This is a genomic window from Phyllobacterium sp. SB3, from assembly GCF_040009165.1.
Taxonomy (GTDB): domain Bacteria; phylum Pseudomonadota; class Alphaproteobacteria; order Rhizobiales; family Rhizobiaceae; genus Phyllobacterium.
In genome coordinates, this window is record NZ_JBDYKI010000012.1 from 1 (window position 1) to 16,675 (window position 16,675).

At 56.4% G+C, this 16,675-nt stretch carries 13 protein-coding genes and 6 pseudogenes; 14 read left to right on the forward strand and 5 right to left on the reverse strand.

Annotated features, from left to right (window positions below; all coding sequences use genetic code 11):
* A pseudogene (locus tag ABKW30_RS27115) lies at positions 1-315 on the reverse strand (N-acetylglucosamine kinase); the annotation flags it as partial.
* Positions 316-772: 457 nt separating this feature from the next.
* Positions 773-1,141: pseudogene (locus ABKW30_RS27120) on the reverse strand (transposase); the annotation flags it as partial.
* A 583-nt stretch (positions 1,142-1,724) separates the two neighbouring features.
* Here ABKW30_RS27120 and ABKW30_RS27125 point away from each other — a divergent pair.
* The 11 genes and pseudogenes from ABKW30_RS27125 (at position 1,725) to ABKW30_RS27175 (ending at position 10,037) form a co-directional block, all read left to right on the forward strand.
* Positions 1,725-2,183, forward strand: coding sequence for a MaoC/PaaZ C-terminal domain-containing protein (locus ABKW30_RS27125; RefSeq protein ID WP_348602071.1), 459 nt, complete (start codon positions 1,725-1,727; stop codon positions 2,181-2,183).
* Between the two features lie 47 nt (positions 2,184-2,230).
* A complete protein-coding gene (locus ABKW30_RS27130) occupies positions 2,231-3,868 on the forward strand; it encodes an AMP-binding protein (protein ID WP_348602072.1) in 1,638 nt (545 codons plus the stop codon).
* Position 3,869: 1 nt separating this feature from the next.
* Complete coding sequence (locus tag ABKW30_RS27135; RefSeq protein WP_348602073.1) at positions 3,870-4,274, forward strand: OB-fold domain-containing protein; 405 nt, start codon at positions 3,870-3,872, stop codon at positions 4,272-4,274.
* Entirely contained in the window at positions 4,271-5,494 is a 1,224-nt protein-coding gene (locus ABKW30_RS27140; RefSeq protein ID WP_348602074.1) for a thiolase family protein, read from the forward strand. Before ABKW30_RS27135 ends, ABKW30_RS27140 begins: the two co-directional genes overlap by 4 nt.
* A gap of 3 nt (positions 5,495-5,497) precedes the next feature.
* On the forward strand, positions 5,498-6,466 hold the full coding sequence (locus tag ABKW30_RS27145; protein WP_348602075.1) for an alpha/beta fold hydrolase: 969 nt from the start codon (positions 5,498-5,500) through the stop codon (positions 6,464-6,466).
* Positions 6,463-6,945, forward strand: a complete 483-nt coding sequence (locus ABKW30_RS27150) for a MarR family transcriptional regulator (protein WP_348602076.1) — start codon at positions 6,463-6,465, stop codon at positions 6,943-6,945. Before ABKW30_RS27145 ends, ABKW30_RS27150 begins: the two co-directional genes overlap by 4 nt.
* 22 nt (positions 6,946-6,967) lie before the next feature.
* Entirely contained in the window at positions 6,968-7,333 is a 366-nt protein-coding gene (locus ABKW30_RS27155; protein ID WP_348602077.1) for a DUF485 domain-containing protein, read from the forward strand.
* Positions 7,333-8,889, forward strand: a complete 1,557-nt coding sequence (locus ABKW30_RS27160; protein WP_348602078.1) for a cation acetate symporter — start codon at positions 7,333-7,335, stop codon at positions 8,887-8,889. Before ABKW30_RS27155 ends, ABKW30_RS27160 begins: the two co-directional genes overlap by 1 nt.
* A 222-nt stretch (positions 8,890-9,111) precedes the next feature.
* Positions 9,112-9,623, forward strand: a pseudogene (locus ABKW30_RS27165) (IS6 family transposase); the annotation flags it as partial.
* Positions 9,624-9,673: 50 nt separating this feature from the next.
* Positions 9,674-9,802: pseudogene (locus ABKW30_RS27170) on the forward strand (IS6 family transposase); the annotation flags it as partial.
* Complete coding sequence (locus ABKW30_RS27175) at positions 9,792-10,037, forward strand: hypothetical protein (RefSeq protein WP_348602179.1); 246 nt, start codon at positions 9,792-9,794, stop codon at positions 10,035-10,037. The pseudogene ABKW30_RS27170 and the gene ABKW30_RS27175, both read left to right, overlap by 11 nt.
* A gap of 123 nt (positions 10,038-10,160) precedes the next feature.
* On the opposite strand, the pseudogene ABKW30_RS27180 reads toward ABKW30_RS27175, so the two are convergent.
* From ABKW30_RS27180 to ABKW30_RS27190, 3 genes and pseudogenes are all read right to left on the reverse strand, one after another.
* Positions 10,161-10,649, reverse strand: a pseudogene (locus ABKW30_RS27180) (IS630 family transposase); the annotation flags it as partial.
* 80 nt (positions 10,650-10,729) lie between these two features.
* On the reverse strand, positions 10,730-11,989 hold the full coding sequence (ltrA, locus tag ABKW30_RS27185; protein WP_348602079.1) for a group II intron reverse transcriptase/maturase: 1,260 nt from the start codon (positions 11,987-11,989) through the stop codon (positions 10,730-10,732).
* Positions 11,990-12,523: 534 nt separating this feature from the next.
* Positions 12,524-12,637: pseudogene (locus tag ABKW30_RS27190) on the reverse strand (IS630 family transposase); the annotation flags it as partial.
* A 253-nt stretch (positions 12,638-12,890) separates the two neighbouring features.
* Between ABKW30_RS27190 and ABKW30_RS27195 the strand changes: the two are divergent.
* From ABKW30_RS27195 to hisD, 3 genes are read left to right on the forward strand one after another with little or no spacing between them, the layout of a single operon-like run.
* The gene (locus tag ABKW30_RS27195; RefSeq protein ID WP_348602080.1) at positions 12,891-14,405 is read left to right on the forward strand and encodes an aldehyde dehydrogenase family protein; all 1,515 of its coding nucleotides are present in this window, start codon (positions 12,891-12,893) and stop codon (positions 14,403-14,405) included.
* A gap of 13 nt (positions 14,406-14,418) precedes the next feature.
* A complete protein-coding gene (mmsB, locus tag ABKW30_RS27200) occupies positions 14,419-15,351 on the forward strand; it encodes a 3-hydroxyisobutyrate dehydrogenase (RefSeq protein WP_348602081.1) in 933 nt (310 codons plus the stop codon).
* Entirely contained in the window at positions 15,348-16,655 is a 1,308-nt protein-coding gene (hisD, locus tag ABKW30_RS27205; protein ID WP_348602082.1) for a histidinol dehydrogenase, read from the forward strand. The genes mmsB and hisD overlap by 4 nt, the downstream gene beginning before the upstream one ends.
* Positions 16,656-16,675 lie beyond the last annotated feature (20 nt).

Below are 16,675 nucleotides of genomic sequence, written 5' to 3' on the forward strand. Positions count from 1 at the left end.
CTTGCCAGCTGCGGGCAGTAGCAGTTCCGAATCGTTGAGGACCAATATGACGGTTGCCGGCAAAAGCTGCGCAAGCCGCTGCTGGAAAGCCCCGCATTCCTCGTCGGTATCGCAGCCATGCGAACCCGCAACCAGAACTTCGGGTGGTTTGCCCGCTGTCATTTTCATCAATACTGTAACGAGCGTGGCGGCCCCAGCTTTGACGTTCTGCCGCTCTCGCCATTCGGACGTCGGCATCGATATATCGGAGACAGCCAGAGTATTGGCTGTCATCAATTGCGTCTTCGTTCCTCCGATATCGATTCCTACCAGCATGAATGCGCATTCCCTTAATTTCTATTATTAGGAAACTTACCTAATTAATAGAAATTAACAATGCACAAAATGTGATTCTCTCAGAAACAGGTCGCAAAATCCGATTTCCGACGCTTTTGGCCACGCCCGATGTCACTTACGAGGAACGGCGGCATGTCCACTGCCGCTTCATCCATGCGTCGGCACTGAGGGAGGCCTGCGCACGGGTCGTGGGAGCGCAAAGCATCTCTCTATCATCAGGTGCCATTCTCCTATTGCGACGGGTCTACATCTGGGCCGTTACAGCCGATACACATAAATGGGATTCCGTGCCCTTCGCGTACCGCGCTGCTTCGTGAGCAGGCCCTGAAGCCAAAGGCAAATCGGCAATCGCGGCACGCGGCGGACGTTCGCGGCCTGGTGTAGGCAGCTGCTTTCCATTTTTTATTGGATCTTCCTCACTTTGTGTGGTTCATCCTCAATTTCTGTGATTCCGGGGCAGCATTCTTGCCCTCATCAGTTCTGGGCCGGCGCGACCGTACATTGTTCGCTTCAGCATCTTGAGGCGGTTGATCTGCCCTTCGGCTTGACCGTTGCTCCAAGGGAGTTCGATCGCATTTTTGACGGCATCAATATCCCGGCGCAAAACGCTGGCGAAACGCATGATCGCCGTGAGTTCGGTGTCAATGGCATCGTCGATCCATTTATACAGTGTCTCCGAATTCCTGCTGCGCAAGATGCCGTTGAAGCGCATGGCCAAGTCACGCATTATGGCGAACGCTGTCGAGCCCTGCTTCAAAGCATTGACCTTTCTGGTCTGAATATCTGTCAGCAGGCCACGCAGTTTTCAAAGGAAGAGTTGCCGGTGGGTTCTAAGGTTTGTACGAACGCTAGAATTCGAGACACGGCTAGAAAATGGATCGAGCGTTCGATACTTTTCTGCCCAATCAGATTACCCTTCCTCTTTCTCACCGGTTATCGGTCTTTCTTTCCAAGCGCACCACACTGACGAGCGATACCCCTTGTTCATGGTGGTCAAACTGAGAGATAATATACCCAATCTCGGGGGTGCATTTTTCTATGGATTCATAGACTTGACCGAGCGGTTCATCCTATAAGATGTCACCGAACGTTGTTTTCACGCCGGGTTTGATACGGAACATTCGCCGCTCGCACTCTTATGGCACTCCCAATACTTACTATGGGACAATAGGTTTAACGCTTCAATAGCAAGTCCGTGTCACGGCATGAGCTCTCGACAACCCGGTTTCGGGGACAGAACCGTGACTGGAACCACCCTCTGAAACCGGAGGTGCTGGTGTTGTCGTCCACAATTTAGATTAACGTGATGTCGCCATCGGAATACCCGTTTAAATTGGGCTTGCAATAATCATTTCATTTGATATGAATTGATATGCGAGGAGATATCGATGACCACCCTTTATTATGAAGATTTGGAGATCCCGTCGAAGTTCGTGAGCACGGGCCGGACGGTAACCGACGCTGACGCGACGATGTTCTGCATGGTTTCCGGCGACTGGAATCCGCTGCATTGCGATAATGAATACGCCAAGACCACACGGTTTGGACGCCGCGTCGTTGGTGGCATTTTCGGCATCACCCTGCTGACGGGCATGTTCACGCGCTGGGGCGTTTTCGAGCTTTCGGCCGTTGCAATGCTTTCAATCGATCACTGGGAATTCAAGGCGCCGATCTTCATAGGCGATACCTTACATGTCGAGATGCAGCTCATAGGCAAACGCCTGACCAGCAAGGGTGATTTCGGAATCGTCGAGCGCGAGTTTTCGCTCATCAACCAGGACGAGGTGGTCGTCCAACGTGGGACGTCGCCGATGATGATCGCGCTTCGCCCGGCTCAGGCGGCCTGACGGTTTCTCCGGACGCCCATCTATCATGAAATTCAGGGAGGAATTCGATGACGGATTCATTTGCAGTGCGAGACCTTTCCCTCGGGGATGCGCTCGACCAAGCGGCCGCTCTATGGCCGAAGCGCACGGGCTGGGTATTCGACGATACGCATGTAAGTTTCAGCGAGATGAAGGAGCGTTCCGATGCCGTCGCGGCTGCGTTGATCGCCCAGGGAATCCGGAAAGGGGAGACCGTCGCTCTCTGGGCGCCTAACCTCGCGGAATTCGCCTATTGCCAATTTGCGTGCGCAAAGGTCGGGGCGATCATCGTCGCGATCAATACCCGCTTCAAGACATTCGAGCTCGGCCATGTGCTGAGGCATTCCGCCGCCCGCGTTCTGATCATGGTCGAGCGTTTCCTCAAGCATGACTTCGTCAGCACGCTTGCGGAGCTTGCACCCGACTGGGTGCCGGGGACATCAGGGCAATTCAGCAGTGCCGCGCTTCCGAAACTTGAATGTCTCGTTTCGCTGGATCCGGTGCCTGCCAATGGATTCCTGCCGTTTTCGGATTTCGTCAAATCGGGCGAAGCGACGACCAGGGAGCAGGTGAAACAACGTCAGAACGAGCAGCACTTTGGCGATCCCGTCATCCTGCAATATACTTCGGGCACGACGGCTCTTCCGAAAGGCGCGCTCTGCAATCACCGCTATGCGCTCAATTTCGGCGTGGAATTCACTCTACGCACCGGTTTGCAACCGGGCGAGCCCTTCCTCAATACCCAGCCCTTCTACCATGTTGGCGGCTCCTGCGGCGCAATCCCGCTGCCGCTCACGCTCGGCGGTGCCGTGGTCAGTGCCGAGTATTACGAAGTCGAACGAATCCTCGCTCTTATCGAGCGGGAGCGCTGCGTGGCGCGGTCCGGATACGGCGCCATGTACATCATGGAAATGAGCCACGAGCACTTCAAGGACTACGATCTCTCGTCATTGCGCGGCGGCTGGTGCGTGGGCACGCCGGCGCTCATGGAACGTGTCCGCGATACATTCGACATGCCGGATCTCGTGCAGATCTACGGCGCCACCGAAGGTGGCGGAGCTGGCGGCGATTATCGCCAGCCTTGGGCCGTGCGCGCTTCCACCTGCGGTACGGCGGTTGAGGGCAGCGAACTCGCGATTTTCGATCCGGAAACGAACGAACGGTTGGCTTGCGGAGAGATCGGCGAAATCCGCATCAATGGCTGGTGGCGGATGAACGGCTATCTCAAGCAGCCGGAGGAGACGGCAAAGACGATCGACCAGGATGGTTGGGTCCATACCGGCGATCTGGGATCACTGGATGCGGACGGCAATCTCCGCTTCGCCGGACGCCTGAAGGACATGCTGAAGATCGGCGGCGAGAATGTCTCGGCCGAGGAGGTCGAGGCCCTTCTGCTGCACAACCCCCATATCAAGCAGGTGGCCGTTATCGGCGCACCGGATGATCGGCTCTCGGAAGTGGTGATGGCGATTGTCGAGTTGAAGGAGGGCGCCGGGCTGAATGAAGCCGACGTCATCCGGTTCTGCACCGGCAAGGTCGCAAATTTTCGCATCCCCCGTTACGTCCGCTTCACCAGCGAGTGGCCGCTGACCGGCAGTGGAAAGATCCAGAAGCACCTGCTGCGCGACATCTTCCTCGAAGAGTTCAAGCTGAAGAAGGCGGTCTGAGATGGAGTTCCAGAGCCGTCCGAGGTCAAGTCCGGATACGGAGGCCTATTGGCAGGGGGCGCGCGAAGGCCGTTTGCTCTTCCAGCGCTGCCGTTCCTGCGGAGAACCCGTCTTCCATCCCCGCCCGGCATGCCCCTATTGCCTTTCCGACAAACTTGCCTGGGAGCAGTCGGAGGGCATGGGCGAAATTTACTCGTTCACAACTCAGCACCTTCCTCTGCGTCAGACGGAGCAGGCGTTCGAACCGCGCCATCTGGGCATCATCGGCCTCGATGAGGGTTTCCACATGTTCGCGGAGATCACCGGCAAAGCCGAAGGCGGCCTCAGTGTCGGCCGGAGGGTCAGGGTCTGGTTCGATGATCGCGGCGATGGCGTCACCCTGCCGAAATTCGAGGTGGCATCATGAGGACTATGAAAGATTTGAGAGGACAGGTTGCCATCGTCGGTTTCGGCGATAGCTACTGCCGGAGAGACGAGCGCAAGACGGCGATGCGGCTGGCTGCGGAAGCCACGCGAAAGGCGATCGCCGACGCAGGACTTGCAAAGGACGATATCGACGGCCTGTTGTTCGGCCGGGCACCGATGTCGGACATGCGCCAACAATACAACAACATCTTTGCGGCCAACCTGAAGATCACGCCGACCTACGCTTCGGAAATCACCATCCATGCCGCCGGCATGAATTCGATGCTGAAACATGCAGCTCTTGCGGTGAACAGCGGCGCAGCGCGTTTCGTGCTATGCGTCGGCGCCGATGCCGCAGCCGGGATGACGGACGCAAGAACCGGCATTAGCAGCATCGATGCCGACCCGGAATTCGAACAGCCCTACGAACCGATCATTCCGGCGATCTATGCCCAGATCGCATGCCGCCTGATGCATGAATACGGGGTGACCGAGGAGGACCTGTCTGCGGTTGCCGTTCAATGCCAGGACTGGGCTGTCCCTCATCCGTTCTCGGCCAAGGGCTATAAGGGACGCATCACAATCGAGGACGTGATGACGTCGCCGATGATCGCATCGCCGCTCCGCCTTTGGCATTGCGCAAGCTGGGGGCCGCCCGGCACCGCAGGCGCCTACATCGTCGCAACCGCCGAGATCGCCCGGACGCTGACGGACAAGCCGATCTATCTGCTCGGGGCAGGAGAATGCTCGACGCATGACTATCTGACCGACCGGATGTCGCTGCGGTCGAGTCGGCTGCCGCTCGGAAACCTGCCGAACGTCACCGAGACGGGATGCGGTATCGCGGCCAAGGCCGCTTACGACATGGCTGGGCTCGGCCCGAAGGACATGGACGTCCTGCAGACGGCATCGCAGTTTGCGCATGTCGAGTTGATGTGCCTCAGCCAGCTCGGTTACGTGGGCATGAGCGAGGCTGGAGATTTCGTCCGGTCAGGAGCGACCGGCCCGGGCGGAGAACGGCCCACCAACACGAATGGTGGCTGGCTTTCTTTCGGTCAACCAGGTGTCTCCTGCGTCATGGACAGCATGATGGAGGCGATCCGGCAGCTGCGCGGCGAAGCGCTCGGAATTCAGGTGAAGACGCCGACGACGGCCCTGGTCCATGCGCTGGGCGGCATGATGGCCTGCCACAGCGTCTCGATCCTGTCGCGGGAGGCATAGGCGGTGAGACCTCTCGCTCTCGCAGGAATGGGAAGCTTCACGGCTGGCGGCCGAAAGGTTCGGGTCGAGGGCGAGGCCGTCGAAACGATTTCGTTTTCCGCGGGGTTCAGGGACTATGCCTACAATCCCAATGGCGAGTTCTGGATCGAGCAAAGCTACGTTCAGTTCTTCATTCCGCAGGAGAAGCAATTCCCGCTCCCCGTACTTCTGGTTCACGGCGGCGGGTTGACGGGAAGCTGCTGGGAAACGACGCCGGACGGACGCTTGGGGTGGCAGGAAAGCCTGCTGCGCCGTGGTGTCGCGACCTATACGATCGATATGGTCGAACGCGGCCGTGCCGGCTTTTCGTCATTGCCTGGTATCTGGCAGGGACGGCCGCTCCAGCGCAGCGCCGAGGAGGCTTGGGCTCTGTTCCGCGTCGGAACACGCAGCGATTTCGCGTCTCGGAAGACTTTCGAAGGCACGCAATTTCCCGTGGAAGCGTTCGATGAACTGATGCGGTGGGCTGTGCCGAGGTGGCTGACGAATACCGAGGCCCAGGTTGCGGCTTTGGTCGAGGCAGTCAGGAAAATTGGCCCATGTTACCTGATTGGCCACAGCCAGGGCGGCGGGCATGCACTGGTAGCCGCCGAACGCGAACCGGAACTGGTTCGCGCCTGTGTTGTCCTGGAGCCGCACGGCGCTCCGACCCAGTTCGAGCAGGCCGCAAGCCGACCGGTGCTGCTGGTGCAGGGTGATTTCCTGGATTTCGACGACGTATGGAAGGGCCTCGTCCGGAATGCTGATGAGAGCCTGAACGCGTGGCGGCGCGGTGGAGGAGTGACCGACGTGCTCGATCTTCCATCACTTGGCCTTCGGGGGAATTCCCACATGCTGATGATGGATCGCAACAGCGAAACCGTCCTCGATCTTGTCATGGACTGGCTGGTCCGTATTGATGTGTACCAATGGAAACAAGAGGACCGCACATGATCGACGCCTTGGCAGCAGCAGACCTGCATCTCAAGAGATACCTACCCTATCAATTGCTCGTGGTCACGAGCGCCATAACGCAGAAGACCTCAGGCATCTATGCCGACAAACTCGGCATCACCATCGCCGAAGCCCGTGTGATCACCGTTGTTCATAGCTTCGGTCCGGTCGTCTCCACTTACGAGGTGGCCGATCTCACGAAGATGGACAAAGCAAAGATCAGCCGGGCCATCAAGCAGCTTACCGCCGTCGGTATTCTGCAGCGGGACGCAAACGCCGACGACAAGCGGCTGATCACCCTGACGCTGACGCCCAAGGGCGAAGAGCTTCGCAGGCGTCTCGTGGACATCATGCAGGAAATCGAGAAGGACGTGTTCGCCAGGTTGGAGGCTGGCGAGAAGTCGGAACTGTCGCGGCTGCTGCGCAAGATCATCGACCCCAAGTCCCGAATGAGCAATGCGGCGGGGAGGAGATCCTGACGCCGTTTAAGAGGAGGAACCTATGCTCGAACATACCAGTCCACAGAAACCGGGAGAGGTCTTTGCCGATTCCTCCCAAATTCAGAAGAACCCCGGTGTGGCGTCCCTAATTCGACGCAGCCGAACGTTCGGCTTTACGCTGTTTGCTGTCACGATGATCATTTATGTTGGCTTTTTTGCGCTGGTCGCATTCGCTCCGCAGGTGCTTGCCGCCGACAATGCGCTGTTCGGATCGTTCGGTTTTCTACTGGTCTTCGCAATGTTCGTCATCGCTTGGGCGCTGACATGGTTTTACCTCAGGCAGACCACCCGTGTTCTCGAACCGATGGCAGCGGCTGCATTGCGCGAGGTGCAGGCCTCCTTGTCCAAGCCGGTGGGAGCAAGCTGATGTCGGAAACCCGTATCATCACTCTCGTCGTCTTTGGCGTCCTCGTCATCGGCATGTTCGGGATCATCGGCTGGGCGGCACGGCGCACGCATTCCGCATCCGACTTCTTCACAGCAGGCCGCAGCATCTCCGGCTTTCAGAACGGTCTGGCGATTGCCGGTGACTTCATGTCAGCCGGAACTTTTCTCGGCACCACCGGCCTGATCTATCTCTATGGCTTTGACGGCACGCTGATCCTCGTCGCCGCGATTTTCTCCTTCCTGCCACTCCTGTTTCTGCTGGCCGAGCGCCTGCGCAACGGTGGTGCCTTTACGCTCGCCGAAGTCTTGTCCCTGCGCTTTCCGGATCCGACGGTGAGGGCAGTGACGGCAGCATCGTCCCTGGTCGTTAGCTTGCTTTATCTTTTCGCCCAACTGGTTGGTGCCGGTATTCTTCTTCAGGCCCTTTCGGGGCTGAGCTTTTCCACAGCGGTCATTATCACCGGCGGTCTCATGACAGTCTATGTGGCGTTCGGCGGCATGCTTGGGGCGACATGGGTGATGATCATCAAAGCGATCATTCTGCTCTTCGTCGGCGTCATCATGTCGGCAGCGATCCTCAGTCATACCGGCTGGAGCTTCGCCGCTCTGGTGAGGGATGCCTCGGCAGTGCATCCGAAAGGGCTCGAATATGCAGCGCCGGGCCTGCTGCTGCCCTCGGTCCATCCGGTTGATATCCTGTCCTACGGCCTCGTATACATGCTGGGTACGGCGGGCCTGCCGCATGTGCTCATTCGCTTCTTCACGGTGAAGGACGGGACTGCGGCGCGTCGTTCGCTCGGCTGGGCGATGGGTGCAATGGGGTTGTTTTTCCTGATGGTGGTCATTCTTGGGCTGGGCGCGCGCCTGCTTCTCACCGGCGATGCCGCTACTCTCGCATCCGGCGTGGGGGGCAACCTCGTCGCACCCGTCCTCGCCGGCGTTCTTGGCGGTGGATTGGAAACACCTTTCGGTGCCATCTGTATTGCACTGATTGCCGGCGTCTCGTTCCTGACTATTCTTGCGGTTGTCTCAGGCCTCCTGATATCCGCTTCAGGAGCTGTTGCACATGACATCTTTGCCGGCGTATTTTGGCGCGGCCAAGCGAATATCGAAAAGCGCGAACCTACCGTGGCTCGTCTATCGGCCGTGGTGGTTGGTATTTTGGCCACAGCAGCCAGCATCGCAATCGGAAGCGGCTTCAACGTCACCTTCCTCCTGGGGCTTGCCTTCCTTGTTGCTGCAAGCGCAAACCTCCCCGTTCTGTTATGCGCGCTGTTCTGGAGGAAGTTTAATCGGTCGGGAGCGATCCTCGGTCTGAGCGGCGGCGTCCTGGTTTCGCTTGCTCTTATCATAGCGTCTCCTATTGTTCTCGGCGCACAGGCTTATCTCAGCCTCAAGTATCCGGCGATCATCAGTATTCCGCTCGGATTCGCATTCTGCTGGCTCGGCTCGATCCTCGGCGAAAGCAAATCAGGCAATTTCGACGAATTGCTAGTGCGGACGGAACTAGGGACATTCGCGTCGGCGAAGCCATGAAAGAAAAGCCGGGTGGCGCACAGCCACCCGATTTCTCTGATTGACTCACATACCAACGTACCCTCTCAGGCAGGAATATCTACCCACTGTCTATCATCATCTAAGCAAGATCGCACGACGGACACCCGTTCGATTCTTTTCGGGCTTGGCCGGTTGTGTTGCAAAGTTTTCATCTCTGCCTGTTTACTTCAAAGTCTGGTAGGTAATTAATGGAGATGGGTAATGGTCGATTTCAAAGGAGCTCAGTTTCCCAAAAATGTCATCCTGCACGCCGTCTTCTTTTATGTGCGCTAGCCGGTTTCCTATCGCGATCTTCAAGAAATTCTGGCCGATCGAGGCATCGCTGTATATCACGCGACTTTGAACCAATGGGTTGGGCGCTACTCGCCCCAGATTCCGGTTCAGGCTCCTATGCGCAAACAATGCACGGCCAAATCGTGACGTGTGGACAAAACCTATCTCAAGGTTCGGGGCAATGGACTTACCTGTATCGAGCAGTTGATCGCGAGGGCCAAACGCTTGATTTCATGCTGTCTGAGCGCAGTGCGCGACGGTTCTTCAAGAACGTCATCGCCACCAACGGTGTTCCGGAGCGAGTAGTAATTGGCAAAACCGGGGCCAATGCGGCCGGCCTAAAGGCTATGAACACAATCGTGATATTCGCAAGAACAGGTCATGTAATTGAAATTCGGCAAGTTAAATATCTCAACAACATCCTTGAGCAGGACCACCGGTGTCGTCACCTTGTTTTTGGCTTAATGAATTGTCGATATTGATAATTGGCATGAGCCAGCCCATCGCCAATTATAAGAACCATCGTTTCCCCCCAGAAATTATAGCCCGCACTGTCTGGCTCTATTATCGCTGTCCGCTCAGTCTACGCCACGTTGAAGAAATGCTGCTTGAACGCGGAACGCCGTATCTTACGAGACTATCCGCTACTGATTCAGCAAATTCAGCTTCAGTCTGACCGGCCCGCGCTTGCTCCCGACAAACTTGCCGATATGTGGCGCCGGGACTCGAATATTCATGTCTATGACCTTGATACTGGAATGGTGAGTGACCCGATTGGAATGATGCATTCCGAGCGAGGTCAGCTTCGCCCGGTTGTTCGGGCATTTTTGGCAACAAGCCAAGAAGCGACCTAGATGTTCGGTCCCGGCATTTAATGGATCGGATTGAGTGTGAATCGTTCCGGTTGATTTGTCCATTGTTTGCAGATGAACTCATAGGGCGTGAGGCCTCGAAGGGTCTTTTAGAGCATCGTGCTGTTAATGTGGTGCATAACCTGCAGCCTTGAAGTAATTCCAGCATTCTTCAGGCTGGTAGAGATTACAGATATCACCGATGGCCTCGATGAGGAGATCAAAGGATCTGGCGACAGCCTTTCGCAAGTGTGCTTTCAGTTTTGAAAAGGCCATTTCGATCGGATTCAAATCGGGCGAATATTGCGGTAGGAAGAGCATCCAAGCGCCGCGTTGACGTACAGCGGCTTCGGCCTTGGCGCTCTTGTGAACCGAGAGATTATCAAGAATGACGACATCGCCGGGAGCAAGCGTCGGAGCCAGTTGCGTTTCGATGTAGATATTGAAGGCCTCCCGGTCCATTGCACCCGGGATCACCCAAGGGGCGGTCAGCGCATCATGGCGCAAGCCGGCAATGAATGTCCGGGTTCCTCACTTGCCGAACGGAGCACTGGCCTTGAGGCGCTTGCCTTTCTTCGCCCGCCCTCCTGGACGGGTCATCCTGGTGTTGACGGAAGGGTGAGTAGGCCGGAGGAATTTCACCTACCGGCCTCTCGCAGAACGGTGCGTGAACCTCTCGATTCACACCGCTCCCATCAGGCAAACGTATTCGTTCCGAACGCCTTCCAATGCACGAACAGTCCTGGATTTTCCCGCGCCAGCTTTCGTAAGAAGAGGCTGGCACGCGTCTTATGGGACTGAAAGCGCTTGAACTTCCGCCTGATCCAAGCCCTGAGTTTCTGATTGACGTAATCAGCCAGAGTAGACAGGGCCGAACGACTGTAACGACCATAGTAGGCAATCCATCCCCGAAGGAGTGGATTGAGCTGCTTGGCTATTTCGGTCAGCGTCCCCGGCGTCTGCCGCGGGATGTTCAAGCTTTTGATCGTGGCTCGCATCGACTTCAGTGCCGAGGGGCTGACCGCAGGCGTGTAGCCACAGAAGAACTCATCTCGCTGTGTGTTCGCCACGCGTCGCGGCCGGAACTGATACCCGAGAAAGTCGAACACAACACTCGGGTATTTCCCCTTGCGCCTTTGGTCTTTGCAATAGACGATCTTGGTCTTTGTCGGATGCATTTGAAGCCCGCATACTGCCAGTCGAGAACCAAGCTCCGCCTTGAGGACTTCTGCTTGCTGTTCATTCCGGCAGTGCACAAGGCCATCATCAGCATATCGACACCATGGAAGGTCAGGATGCGTGCGCGACATCCACAGATCAAATGCATAGTGCATGAAGAGGTTCGACAAGATCGGGCTGACAACGCCTCCTTGCGGAGTGCCGCATGTTCGCTCGACGACTTCTCCATTCTTCTCCATCGGCGCTGCCAGCCATCTTCCGATGTACAGCAGAGCCCACTTGCACGTGACGTGCTTCCTGACCGCCTTCAGCAAGAGATCATGCGGAAGATTGTCAAACAGCCCTTTGATGTCGAATTCCAGAACCCAGTCATACTTCCAGCACCGCTGACGCGTCACTCCGACAGCATCCAGCGCCGATTTCCCCGGCCTATAGCCGTAGGAATCTGGAAGGAAGAAAGGCTCTAGATCCGGCTCAATCATCTGCTTGACCACCATCTGCGCGATCCTGTCGCTGACGGTTGGCACACCCAACACCCTTTCGCCTCCGGTCTTCTTCGGAATGGAGACGCCGCGCACCGGCGGCGGAAAGTAGGTCCCAGAGGACATCCGATTCCAGATCCTGTAGAGATTCCCTGCAAGGTCTTTCTCGAACATCTCAAGGGTCTGCCCGTCCACCCCGGCTGCACCATGGTTGGCTTTGACCGCTTTGTAAGCTTCGTACACTTGTCGTTTCTCAATTCGAAACGGCTTGTCTGTCATATTTATCGAAGTCATCCTGTTTCCAGTTGTTCCAAACAATACGACCACCTGACCCGACCCCTTTGCTCCGACCCCATTACAGGGCCCTCAACGCTCGTACGGGTCGGTCCGCCCCAGTCTCCTGCATCGGTACTCTCGCCTTGCGGTTTGCTCCGCTTGAGTTTCTCCCTTTGCATCAGGAGCCTGGTTCCTGCAGTTCCGCGTGAAAGCCTATGTCCGACTCACGCCCCCTCTACGCCGGTCGCCGCCCGCCCAGTCATCAGGCTCCCGGCGGACTTGTCCCAGGATGACGAGACAGCCCTGGTTTCGACGACGCTTGTATTCATAACGGCGCGTCTTCGGAAGGTTCACTTTCGTTCGTCTTTCGCACATGCACCTGCTCGGATATTGTCCGAACTTTTCATCCGACGCTCACCACCACAGCTCTTTACCGCAGCAACTCGGACTGGTTTGAGACCCGCTCCTGAAAGCCGATCCCGGAGGGCCGTCCCCATCATTCACGCAGCTCTACGGTACAGTCTCAGTTCATAGTGAACTCCTTCCGTGCCTCTGCAGCACACTCTCGTCAATGAAGACGAGGCGTTCGGGATTTAGATGGTATTGCAAGGTTTTCCATCGCTCTCGCCTGCGGGCGACATCGGCACGGGCCTGTTCAAGGGCGAAACTAGCAATATCGGTTTAAATCGAAACATACGTATGCGCTATTTTGGGGTATTGGCGTAGCGCTGGCAGCGGCAAGCACCGAATATCCCACAATCTATTCATCTAAAAACGCCCGTCAAGGGTCAAAGAGGCCCATGATATACCTGATTGCTTCAGCTCATAAATATTGACGATACACTACCATTGCGTTTGACAAAGGTAAAATCGCTGCCATACTGTGCATACGTATGCTCAATTACGGATCAAAAGAAACATGAACGAATTGCCCATGAATGACCAATTGTGTGACCGATTGGCTACCCAACTCGCAGAAGCGAAGCGACTGTCGGGCTGCATAGTATATGATGGGGGTTTGCGAAAAGCGCTTGCAACAGAATTCATCTCCGTAGAAAACCCCGCCACAGAAGAGATCATCGGCCAAGTCCCGCGATGCGGAAATGATGACGTTGACGCAGCAATCGCATCAGCATCTCTGGCATTCAAACCGTGGTCCGCGCTTCCGGCAAGGGATCGCGGGGCTTTGCTGGTTCGAGCCGCGAATCACCTTGAAGGTTTTCTTGAAGAGATCGCTAGACTTTCGTCCCTCGAAACAGGAAATGCGCTTGCAACGCAGTGTCGAAACGAAGCGCGTACCATGGTCGATATCTTGCGCTACTTCGGTGGGCTTGCGCGCGAGATAAACGGAGAAACAAGTCCGCCGGAAGTCGACCAGTTGCGCTACACACGGCGTGAAGCCTTGGGCGTCGTAGGTGCAATCATCCCATGGAATGCGCCGCTGATGCAGCTCTCCAGCAAGATAGCGCCAGCGCTGGCAGCCGGCAATACAGTTATCCTCAAGAGCGCCGAGCAGGCGCCGCTCGCCATTTTGCGCGTCTTTGAACTATTGCAGGATATTTTGCCACCCGGCGTCGCCAATGCCGTTTCCGGGCTGGGGGAGGAGGCTGGTCGACTAATATGCGAGCATCCCGCCGTTCGAAAAATTACGTTCACGGGATCGAGCGCTGTGGGCGCGAAAATCCTACACTATGCAGCCGACAAGATTGTGCCAGTGACTGCTGAGCTTGGTGGTAAAAACCCTAACATCGTCATGCCCGATGCCAACATCGAACGCGCTGCCAAGGGAATCTTGCAGGGATTGCGATTGCAGCGGCAAGGACAATCCTGCTCCGCGGGAACTCGTATTTATATTCATGACGAGATTTATGACGCGGTCGTTGAGAAGGTACTGGCGGGCATTCCGGCCTTCAAGATCGGAAATCCGCTGGACGAGACTACGCAGGTAGGCTCCATCGTTTCGCGTAAGCAACTTGAACGAGTAGAGCGCTACGTCGAAATGGCGCGTAGTACACCTGGAGCGCGTATCCTATGCGGTGGCAAGCGCCCTGACGGGTTTGACAAAGGTTATTTCTACACCACAACGTTGATTGAAGGCGTGCCCGCAAGTTCTCCAGTTTGCCGCGACGAGATCTTTGGACCCGTGGCAACAATATCCCGCTTCACAGATTTTGAGGCCGTTTTGGCGGAGGCCAACGACACGCCCTACGGCCTTGCGGCAACCATTTTCACGCAAAACTTGGCCGCCGCCTTCGATTTCGTTGCGCGCATCGAAGCAGGATTCGTGCAAGTCAACCAGTTTTCCGTAGCAGAAGCGAACATTGAATATGGAGGGACGAAAATGAGCGGTATGGGACGCGAGCTCTCGCTGGCGAGCATGATCCAGCACTTTACTTGGTCGAAGGCCGTCATCGTCAATACGTCGGCGGCGTGACCGGAGAAACAACGTGAAAACAGTCGCTTTTATAGGCCTTGGAAACATGGGCATTCCCATGACCCGCAATCTGGTCGAGGCCGGATTCGAGGTCATCGGTTACGATCTGTCCGCCGCCGCACTTGAAACTGCGGTCGGCCATGGGGTCAAGCGTGCCGTCTCTGCCGCCGAAGCAGCTGCCGCTGCGGATGTCGTGATTAGCATGCTGCCCACCGGGGAGCATGTGCGCAATGCGTATCTTGGACCGTCCGGACTTATTGAAACGTCGCGGCCAGGGACGCTCTTGATGGATAGCAGCACGATTTCTTCGACTGTAACGGTGGAACTTGCTGCTGCTGCTCGCGCTGCCGGGCGACGGATGATTGATGCTCCGGTTTCAGGAGGAACGCCTCGCGCGCGCTCTGGCACATTGACCTTCATGGTGGGCGGAGACGCTTCCGACGTGGATGACGCCCAGCCTCTTCTCGAGGCGATGGGACAACGCATTTTTCATGTCGGTGTCTCAGGCGCAGGTCATACGACGAAGCTTTGCAACAACGTACTGTCCGGAATCTGTATGGCGGGAACGGCTGAAGCTCTTGCTCTCGGCGTCGCCAATGGCCTCGATCCTGCAATCCTCAGCGAGGTCATGCGCAATTCGTCGGGCAGTAATTACGCCTTGGAGCGATATCATCCGTTTCCGGGCCTCATGGATGGAGTTCCCTCAGCAAATAATTTTGCGGGCGGTTTTCGGTCTGATTTTCAGCTGAAGGATATGCGGCTTGCCAAAGAACTTGCGAACAGTTCGAGGGTTTTTTCCGCGATGGGAAATCTCGCTTGCGAGCTGTTTGCCCTCCACTGCAGCAATGGCCACGCTGCGGAGGATTATTCCAGCATCATAAAATTGGCAATGGACCTTGATCAATATTTTGCAGGCCATCCAGTCTCGGGAGGGGAGTCCAAATGATTACGATATTGAAGCATGGACGCGACGGCACCTCCATTGCGACCGACCAAGCAAACATTCGCGCGACCGTCGAATCCATCATTGCAGACATAAAGGCACGGGGTGATGTCGCAGTGCGTGAGTTGTCGGTTCGGTTTGATAACTGGGATCGCCAGGACTACCAGCTTACGGATGCCGAGATCCGTAATTGCGTTGCTGATCTCACAGAGCAGAACTTGCGTGATATCCGATTTGCCCAGGAACAAGTTCGCAATTTTGCCGTCCATCAGCGGGAAGCTCTAACGGACATCGAAGTCGAAACCCTGCCTGGCGTCATTCTGGGCCACCGCAATATCCCGGTTCAGTCCGTTGGATGTTACGTGCCGGGAGGCAAATATCCGCTTTTGGCCTCTGCGCACATGTCCGTGATTACTGCAAAGGTCGCGGGCGTGCCACGAGTAGCGACGATGGCTCCCCCCTACAAGGGTCGTCCAGCCTCCGCCATTGTCGCTGCCCAATCCATGGCTGGCGCAGACGAAATTTACTGCCTCGGAGGTGTCCAGGCCATTGCGGCCATGGCTTTGGGAACTGAAAACATCGCACCCATCGATATGCTGGTCGGTCCCGGAAACGCATTCGTTGCTGAAGCGAAACGTCAGTTATATGGCAAAGTTGGCATCGACCTTCCAGCTGGCCCCACCGAAACACTCGTCATTGCTGACGATACGTCAGATGCTGAGATGTGTGCAACCGACTTGCTAGGACAGGCCGAGCACGGGCCCAGTTCGCCAGCTATATTCCTGACCACATCCGAAATATTAGCCAAGGCAACTATGGAAGAAGTCGAGAGACTTCTGACTATTTTACCCACGGGAGACGTGGCTCGACAAGCTTGGAACGATTACGGCCAGGTAATCGTCTGTACGACAGAAGACGAGCTGATCGACGAGGCTAATCGAATTGCTTCCGAACATGTTCAGGTTATGACACGCGATCCAGATATCTTCTTGGAACGATTGACGAACTACGGCTCACTCTTCCTCGGTCCGCGCACCAATGTCGCCTATGGCGACAAGGTCATCGGGACGAACCACACGCTGCCCACAGCGGGTGCTGCGCGTTATACCGGCGGACTTTGGGTCGGCAAGTTTCTTAAGACAGTGACCTATCAGAAAGTGCTGACAGATGAAGCCTCGGCAATGATCGGTGAATATTGCTCGCGCCTATGCATGCTGGAAGGTTTTGCCGGTCATGCCGAGCAGGCCAACATCCGTGTTCGTCGTTATGGCGGACGGAACGTGCCCTACGCCTCTGCGGCCGAATGATACTGCCCTGGGAACCGGCT

Excerpts from the sequence above, each read along its gene's own strand:
- ABKW30_RS27125 (WP_348602071.1), top strand. The coding sequence starts at position 1,725 with ATGACCACCCTTTATTATGAAGATTTGGAGATCCCGTCGAAGTTCGTG.
- ABKW30_RS27130 (WP_348602072.1), top strand. The coding sequence starts at position 2,231 with ATGACGGATTCATTTGCAGTGCGAGACCTTTCCCTCGGGGATGCGCTC.
- ABKW30_RS27135 (WP_348602073.1), top strand. The coding sequence starts at position 3,870 with ATGGAGTTCCAGAGCCGTCCGAGGTCAAGTCCGGATACGGAGGCCTAT.
- ABKW30_RS27140 (WP_348602074.1), top strand. The coding sequence starts at position 4,271 with ATGAGGACTATGAAAGATTTGAGAGGACAGGTTGCCATCGTCGGTTTC.
- ABKW30_RS27150 (WP_348602076.1), top strand. The coding sequence starts at position 6,463 with ATGATCGACGCCTTGGCAGCAGCAGACCTGCATCTCAAGAGATACCTA.
- ABKW30_RS27155 (WP_348602077.1), top strand. The coding sequence starts at position 6,968 with ATGCTCGAACATACCAGTCCACAGAAACCGGGAGAGGTCTTTGCCGAT.
- ABKW30_RS27160 (WP_348602078.1), top strand. The coding sequence starts at position 7,333 with ATGTCGGAAACCCGTATCATCACTCTCGTCGTCTTTGGCGTCCTCGTC.
- ltrA (WP_348602079.1), bottom strand. The coding sequence starts at position 11,989 with ATGACTTCGATAAATATGACAGACAAGCCGTTTCGAATTGAGAAACGA.
- ABKW30_RS27195 (WP_348602080.1), top strand. The coding sequence starts at position 12,891 with ATGAACGAATTGCCCATGAATGACCAATTGTGTGACCGATTGGCTACC.
- hisD (WP_348602082.1), top strand. The coding sequence starts at position 15,348 with ATGATTACGATATTGAAGCATGGACGCGACGGCACCTCCATTGCGACC.